Source organism: Microbacterium sp. HMWF026 (assembly GCF_003061325.1).
Taxonomy (GTDB): Bacteria; Actinomycetota; Actinomycetes; order Actinomycetales; family Microbacteriaceae; genus Microbacterium; species Microbacterium testaceum_E.
The window spans coordinates 1-2,161 of record NZ_QAJB01000421.1 but is presented as its reverse complement, the minus strand read 5'-3'; the positions used below and the strand labels follow the sequence as shown (position 1 = coordinate 2,161).

The 2,161-nt window shown below is 73.5% G+C and carries 2 protein-coding genes; both read left to right on the top strand.

All coding sequences use genetic code 11. The features are described 5' to 3' along the window. A partial coding sequence (locus DBR36_RS17925) for a hypothetical protein (RefSeq protein WP_181373635.1) occupies nucleotides 1-904 on the top strand: 904 nt, incomplete at its 5' end. 48 nt (nucleotides 905-952) lie between these two features. Next, nucleotides 953-2,161, top strand: a 1,209-nt coding sequence (locus DBR36_RS15385; protein WP_375136088.1) for a TolB family protein, incomplete at its 3' end; no start/stop codon positions are given.

Here is a 2,161-nt window from a genome sequence, read left to right as displayed (position 1 = left end):
ATCAGCGCCCTCGCGCCGTCGGCCGCGCCGCAGCACGATCGTGCTCGGCGCCGCTCTCGCCGCGGTCCTCGTGGCGACCGGTGCCGGGGCGTTCTGGGCCGCGGGCGCTCTCGACGACGCCCGCGGCGAGATCCGCGATCAGCAACGGCGGCTCGAAGAGCAGCAGCGAGAGATCGACCAGCAGCGCGAGGTGATCGAACGGAAAGAGGAGTTCGGTCTCGCCCTCGGCGCGGTCGAGGGAGCCGTCGCCCCGCTCGTCGGCCTCCCGTACGCGAGTCTGGTCCCCTGGGACCGGATCGACGCCGTCGTGGAAGGCGCCTGGAGCCACCGATGGAGCGCCGACGCCCTGGCCCTCGACACGGACTCCCTGCGTGACCTCGCCGATGATCTGACCACGCAGCGCTCGAACGCCGAGGTCGAGGCGGCGACGAATGCGACCGGCACCGCGTGGGAGGCGGCCCTCGACCAGCTCGGCTCCGGGTGGGTGTCGACGCGCTTCATGGACGTCTCGACCGAATGCGGAGCCGACGCCATGGCCTGCGTGTGGCAGGCCGAGCCGTTCGTCGTGCGCGTCGGCGACCACACCCGCTCCGATCCCACCCTGACCGACTGGATCCGCACGGGCGTGGCCTACCACGAGTTCGCGCATGTGCTGCAGTTCACCAATCCCGGGCCGACGCAGGCGGCGCTCGGCGCCTTCGGCGGCGACGTCGAGACGATGGCCGACTGCTACGCGCTCACCGAGCTCGACGGGTGGTCTTTGCACCACGAGGTGCCCATCGACGAGGTCTCGCTGTGGGAGGTCTCGGTCGGCTACGGCGTCACCTGCGACGACGCGCAGCGCGCGCGCATCCGCGAGTGGGTGTCGTCGGTCGGGGTGCAACGGCATCCCGACGCCGGCTGACCGGGGCGACCCGCAGCGCTGTCGCACCCCCTGCGTAGGGTGGATGCCATGGCTCGCACGCTCCCCTACGGATCCTGGCCCTCCCCCGTCACCGCCGAGGCGGTGGCCGAGTCCTCGCCGCGCATCGACGGCGCACTGCTCGTCGGGAACGAGGTGTGGTGGGGCGAATCCGTGCCGAGCGAGGCCGGTCGCGTCGCGGTCAAGCGCCGGACAGCCGACGGGCGGATCGAGACCGTCCTCCCCGCCCCGTTCAACGCCCGCTCGGCCGTGCACGAGTACGGCGGCGGCGCGTGGGCCGCATCGCCCGACGGCGAGCTGTACTTCGTCGAGAAGAGCGACCAGCGCGTCTACGCGCTGACTCCGGGCGGGCAGCCGCGCCCGCTCACCGCCGTCGACGAGGCCGTGCGCCACGGCGGCCTGCGCGTCGAGCGCGGGGTGCTCCTGGCGGTCCGCGAGACGCACGGCTCCGCCCGCGTTCCCGCGCGCGCCATCGTGCGCATCGCGACCGACGGGTCGCAGCGGGTCGACGTGCTGGCCGAGGGCAGCGACTTCCTCGCACAGCCCGCCCTCTCGCCGGATGGCCGACACCTCGCGTGGGTCGCGTGGGATCACCCGGCCATGCCGTGGGATCGCACCGCCATCCGCGTCGCGGACCTCGACACGGGCGAGGTCGCCCAGGTGGCCGGGGGCGTCGAGCGGGCTCCCCTCCAACCGGTGTGGATCGCCGACGACGAACTGCTCTACGCCGACGACCCGGACGGTCGATGGAATCTGTTCCGTCACCCGCTGGACGGTGACCCGCAGCCCCTCGCCCCGGCCGACGCCGACACCGGAGGGGGCCTGTGGGTCCTCGGCACCCGCTGGTTCGGCGCCACGGATGACGGGCGCGTGGTCGCCGTGCGCACGCACGGAGCCGATGAGATCGTCGAGATCTCACCGACGGGCGTGCGTCCGCTCGATGTCCCCTCGGTGGCCACCTCGTCGATCGACGACGTGAAGGGCACGCGCGCCCTGGTCTCGGGCGCGGATGCGAGCGGTCGCGCCGGCCTGTGGGTGCTCGATCTCGACTCCGGCGAGATCGAGCTCATCACCGGCGGCGCCGGCGCGTGGTCCGCGGAGTGGATGCCGACGGCCCTGGCCCTCGAGACCCCGGGGCCGCACGGCCCCGTGCACGCCTTCGCCTACCCACCCACGCATCCCGACGCCGTCGCCCCCGACGGCGTCGGGATGCGTGGGTGGGTAGGCGAAGGCGTGCAC